Source organism: Mesorhizobium sp. M2A.F.Ca.ET.067.02.1.1 (genome assembly GCF_004023285.1).
Lineage (GTDB): Bacteria > Pseudomonadota > Alphaproteobacteria > Rhizobiales > Rhizobiaceae > Mesorhizobium.
In genome coordinates this window covers 1-5049 of the sequence record NZ_RZSB01000440.1, presented here as the reverse complement: position 1 = coordinate 5049, position 5049 = coordinate 1, and the positions used below count along the sequence as shown (strand labels likewise).

Annotated in this window: 5 protein-coding genes; 3 read left to right on the top strand and 2 right to left on the bottom strand. The window is 63.6% G+C overall.

Features of this window, described 5'->3' with window-relative positions; translation table 11 throughout:
* Nucleotides 1–210: 210 nt before the first annotated feature.
* Nucleotides 211–2037: an ATP-binding protein gene (locus tag EOA28_RS24410; RefSeq protein ID WP_127251566.1), complete on the bottom strand. Its 1827-nt coding sequence runs from the start codon at nt 2035–2037 to the stop codon at nt 211–213.
* 152 nt (nt 2038–2189) lie between these two features.
* On the opposite strand from EOA28_RS24410, the gene EOA28_RS24405 reads away from it, so the two are divergent.
* From EOA28_RS24405 to EOA28_RS24395, 3 genes are all read left to right on the top strand, one after another.
* On the top strand, nt 2190–2756 hold the full coding sequence (locus tag EOA28_RS24405; RefSeq protein ID WP_127251567.1) for an XRE family transcriptional regulator: 567 nt from the start codon (nt 2190–2192) through the stop codon (nt 2754–2756).
* Between the two features lie 5 nt (nt 2757–2761).
* Entirely contained in the window at nt 2762–3070 is a 309-nt protein-coding gene (locus tag EOA28_RS24400) for a hypothetical protein (RefSeq protein WP_127251568.1), read from the top strand.
* Nucleotides 3071–3159: 89 nt separating this feature from the next.
* Complete coding sequence (locus tag EOA28_RS24395) at nt 3160–3636, top strand: GNAT family N-acetyltransferase (RefSeq protein ID WP_128315366.1); 477 nt, start codon at nt 3160–3162, stop codon at nt 3634–3636.
* A 93-nt stretch (nt 3637–3729) separates the two neighbouring features.
* On the opposite strand, the gene EOA28_RS24390 is transcribed toward EOA28_RS24395, so the two are convergent.
* The coding region (locus EOA28_RS24390) for an NAD(P)/FAD-dependent oxidoreductase (RefSeq protein ID WP_148670829.1) at nt 3730–5049 on the bottom strand (1320 nt) is incomplete at its 5' end.

Genomic DNA, 5049 nt, shown 5'->3' with positions numbered 1-5049 from the left:
GCGAAGAAGCAGGGCCGCAACCGCGTCTGCGCCTAAAATTCCGACATGAATTCATGGGGCCGGTCGACTGACGCGCCTTTCTCGACTTCCGGTGCTCACGGACTGAATGTCCGCTCCGCTCCGGCTTCTCGAAAGCCACGCCATTCGATCCGGCCTGATGAATTCCTGTTCGGAATTTGGCTGTGCTTGCGAGGTTGGTTGTTCAGTCGTTCAACTGCGTATGCCGAAGGTCGAGGGCTTCAGGCCGTAGCGGGTGTCGAAGTCGTCGTCGGGCTGAGGGCGGGGGGCGGCTGTGGCCGGCTTCTTATAGTCCGGGTCGCCGGCCTGCCGGGCCGAGTCGACGGTCTCGGCGAAGGCCATGGCCTGCTGCGGCTTCGGTACGTTGCGGAGCCGCTCGACGATCATGGCCAGGTCGACATCGCTGCCGTCCACGGAGGGCTCGACCTGCTCCCTTTTCGCGGTTCCGGGGATGAACTCCTGCGCCAGCTTCTCGAATTTCAACCGCATGGTGGTCGCGACGCCTTCGCCGAAGGCGATAGCTTCGCGCTGCCCCATCGAGGACAGGAACGCGAGCGTGGAGGCCGAGGAGTCGGCGATCGCCGAGCGGATGATTGCCTGGTCCTGCTCGTTGGCAAGACGCATGGCGAAGAAGGTCGAGCACTGCGACAGGATGGTCGGGTCGAGCTCGCCCGGGCGCTGGGTGACGACACCCAGATAGCAGCCATATTTGCGGCCTTCCTTGGCGATGCGCGACAGCGCATGCCTGGTCGGCGCGAAGCCGAGGCGCGGATCGGCCGGCATGTAGCGGTGCGCTTCCTCGCAAAGCAGGAGCAACCGCAGCCGGCCCTCGCTCCACAAGGCCAGGTCGAAGGCAAGGCGGGCCAGCACCGAGCAGACCGAGTTGACCACTTCCGAAGGCATGCCCGCCATCTCGAAGCAGGTGACCGGGCGGCCGTGGTTGGGGACACGGAAAATATTGCCGATCGTCTCGTGGATCGTGTCCTCGATCAGCCGGGAACTGAACATGAAGCGGTAACGCGGATCGGCGGCCGCCGATTCGATGCGCGTCTTCAGCGACTTCAGGACCGGGCGATCGTTCTTGCTTTCGAGCATGCCCATGCGCTCGTCGATCTGCTTGATGAGATCGGCGATGCGGTAAGGCACCGGCGTATCCGCCGTCAGCGCATCGCTGCCGCGTCTGACATAGCTGCCGGAACTGGGGTTGCGATAGAGGTTCTTGGCCGCCGGGATCAGGTCGCGCAGGACATCCACTTCCTCGGGCACCGTCTCGCGACCGCGAAACAGCACTTCGGCGAATTCCTCCAGCCTGAACATCCAGAATGGCAGGTCAAGCGTCTTGGAATCGACCTTGACGCAATATTCCGGCAGCGAGGCCGCGAACTCGTTGTGCGGGTCGAGGATGAGCACGCGCAGGTCGGGCCGCGCCTCGATCGATTTGCGCAAGAGCAGCGAGACAGCCGTGGACTTGCCGACGCCGGTGGTGCCGACGATGGCGAAATGGCGCGCCAGCGTGTCGTCGATGGCGATGTTGGCATCGATGGATTCATCCTGCGACAGCGTGCCGATGGTGACCGAATGGCGTCCGGCCAGATCGTAGACCGCCTGCAGGTCGCGACTGCGGATACGGTGGGCGATGGCGCCGATATGCGGATAGGCGGTGATGCCGCGGTCGAAGACCGGCTTGGCGCCGGGCTCTGCGCCGTCGCGCACTTCGCCGATCAATTCGATGCTGACCTCGATCGGGTTCTGGCCCTCATTGCTCCAGGCGCGGTCCGATTTGCCGATCTCATAGACAAGGCCGACCGTGCGCGTCGTGCCAAGATTGATGGAGATCATCTTGCCGACCGTCCATTGGCCGGTGACCGTGCCGTCGGCATCCTCGGCGTAGGCGCTGATGGTGGCGCGCGCGCCGTCGCATTGCACGACATTGCCGAGAATGCGTTTGTCGCTTTGCAGGGCGTTGCGGCGCTCCTGCGAAATCGGTTCGCCAACGGAGGCTTCGCGTTCGACAAACATGACTGACCTGGTCCCATTCCCTGGAGCGTCGACCCTATCCAGGCGGGGTTAAATTGAGGTGAGGTCGAATGGTGTAGACGGTGTTAAGCCGGTCGCGACAATTCGATCGAATAGCCTCTTCCCGGATTTTGCAATTCCGATATATTGGACGAATGAACGATATATCGGATGACATCACTGCCACGATCGGCCGGCGGATACATTCCGAACGGACGGTAAGGGGCTGGTCGCTGGCCGAATTGGCCGAGCGCTCGGACGTGTCCAAAGCGATGCTGAGCGCCATCGAACGCGGCACGACCAGTCCGACCGCGGCGCTCCTGGTGCGCATCGCGGCCGCCTTCGGCATGACACTGTCGACGCTGATCGCGCGGGCCGAGCTGCAAGGCGGCGGCGTTTCGCGCAGAGACGAGCAGCCGGTGTGGCAGGATCCGGCAACCGGCTACATCCGGCGGCATCTGTCGCCGGCATCGCAGATGCCGCTGGAATTGATCAGGGTCAGCCTGCCGGCGGGCGCCAAGGTCAGCCTACCGGCAGCCTCCTACGCTTTCATCAAGCAGCAGATATGGCTGATCGACGGAAGGCTGGATTTCACCGAGGGTGATGTGGTGCACCGGCTCGAGCCCGGCGACTGCCTGGCGCTGGGGGCGCCGGCGGATTGCGTCTTTCATGCTCCCGGACCGGCTGCCGCGGAGTATCTCGTGGCGCTGGTCAGGGACTGATCTGAATGCCTAGGGGACCAAACCGCTCGCACAATGGCGGGCCGCCGCTCGACGATTATGAAGGCCCGCCCTGGGGCAACGGCGACGCTTACGTCTTCCTCGCCTGGCGCGCCGCACACGACAAGGCCTGGAAGGCGCCAAGCCAGGCCGTCATGCTGATGCGGCTGGAGAGAGCCGAGCGGCTCGGGCTGACCTATGAGGAATATACGCTCGAGATCCTGGAGCGCGGTCGCCATCTCAGCGCGGACGACGCCGACCGGATCGCCGAAATCCGGCGGGCGCGGCGGCGCAGGCGGAGCAGCCATTTCGAATGACCTTTCCCGATGTCGCATCGCCTTGGAGAACACCAGCATGAACGCACTTGAGATCCGGAGTGTTGAGCGACGATGCTGCGACCATTGCGATGCTCGCTGATCTGTTGATCGAGACGGTCGCCGCGGGCGGATCGCTGAGCTTCATGCATCCGTTGTCGGCGGAGGCCGCGCGGGATTTCTGGCGCAAGTCGCTTGCCGCAGCCGCGCGCGGCGAAAGGGCGGTGCTGGGCGCATGGCAGGATGGGGTGCTTGCAGGAACCGTCACGCTGCTGCTCGACTTTCCGCCCAACCAGCCGCACCGCGCCGAGATCGCGAAGCTGATGACCGGACGGGACCACCGCGGCAAAGGCGTCGCGACCCGTCTGATGCGCGCCGCGGAAGAACTGGCGGTCGAGAAAGGCCGCACGCTGCTCGTGCTGGATACGGCAAGCGAGGAGGGCGCGGCGGGGCTTTATGAGAAGCTCGGCTTCACGCTGACCGGCGAGATCCCCGACTTTGCGCTGAAGCCGCATGGCGGGCTGACTGGGACGCTGATCTACTGGAAGCGGATAGGGAAAGATCGATAGCCATCAAGTTGCGACCATGTGGGCCTTCCCGAAGCTCAAGGCGGGATAGATGGAAGCCCGTGGCGGGCTTCCATCTATGGAAAGCGTCCGGCCTCAAGCCTTGTGGTAGACCTGCTGCAGCCCATACACCGGGGTAGGCAACCCGACCTGCCTGGCCTTCAGCTGCAGCGCAAGATACTGCGAATAGTGGCGCGACTGATGCAGGTTGCCGCCGTGGAACCACAGCGCCTCCTGCTGCGTCGGCTTCCACATGTTGCGCTGCTCGCCTTCCCAGGGGCCCGGATCCTTGGTGGTGTTGGACCCGAGCCCCCAGACCTTGCCGACCTTGTCGGCCACCTCCTGCGAGATGAGGTCCGCAGCCCAACCGTTCATCGAGCCGTAGCCGGTGGCATAGATCACAAGGTCGGCCGGCAATTCGGTGCCGTCGACGAATTTGACGCCGGTTTCGGTCAGTTCCTGCACAGCGGCTCCCGGCCCGCTCTTCAGCTTGATCGAGCCGTCGATGACGAGGTCGCAGGCGCCGACATCGATGTAATAGCCGGAACCGCGGCGCAGATATTTCATGAACAGGCCGGAACCGTCATCGCCCCAGTCGAGCATGAAGCCGGCCTTCTCCAGGTCTTCATAGAATTTCGCGTCACGCTCCTTCATCTGCTGGTAGAGCGGAATCTGGAATTCGTGCAGGATGCGGTAGGGCAGGGACGCGAAGATCATATCGGCCTTGCGCGTCGTCATGCCGTTCTCGACCGCCTGCTCGGAGTAGAGCGCGCCAAGCCCGATATCCATCAGCGTGTCCGACTTGACGATGTGGGTGGATGACCGCTGCACCATGGTCACGTCGGCGCCGCCTTCCCACAGCGCCGCGCAGATGTCGTGCGCCGAGTTGTTGGAGCCGATGACCACCACCTTCTTGCCGCGGTATTTGTCCGGGCCGGGATGGGTCGAGGAGTGCTGCTGCTCGCCCTTGAAGATGTCCTGGCCCTTGTATTTCGGCCAGTTCGCCTTGCCCGACATGCCGGTCGCCAGCACCAGCTGCTTGGGCTTGAGCACGATCTCGTTGCCGTCGCGCTCGACGACGACCGTCCATTCCTTCGTCTTCTCGTCGTATTTGGCGGATTTGGCGGTGGTGGAGTTCCAATAGTTCAGCTCCATCACCTTGGTGTACATTTCCAGCCAGTCGCCGATCTTGTCCTTCGGCGCGAAGACCGGCCAGTTCTTCGGGAAGTCGATATAGGGCAGGTGATCGTACCAGACCGGGTCGTGCAGGCAGAGCGACTTGTAGCGCTTGCGCCAGGAGTCTCCGGGACGCTCGTTCTTCTCGATGATGATAGTGGGCACGCCGAGCTGCTTCAGCCGGGCGCCGAGCGCGATACCGCCCTGACCGCCGCCGATGATGACGACATAAGGTTGCTT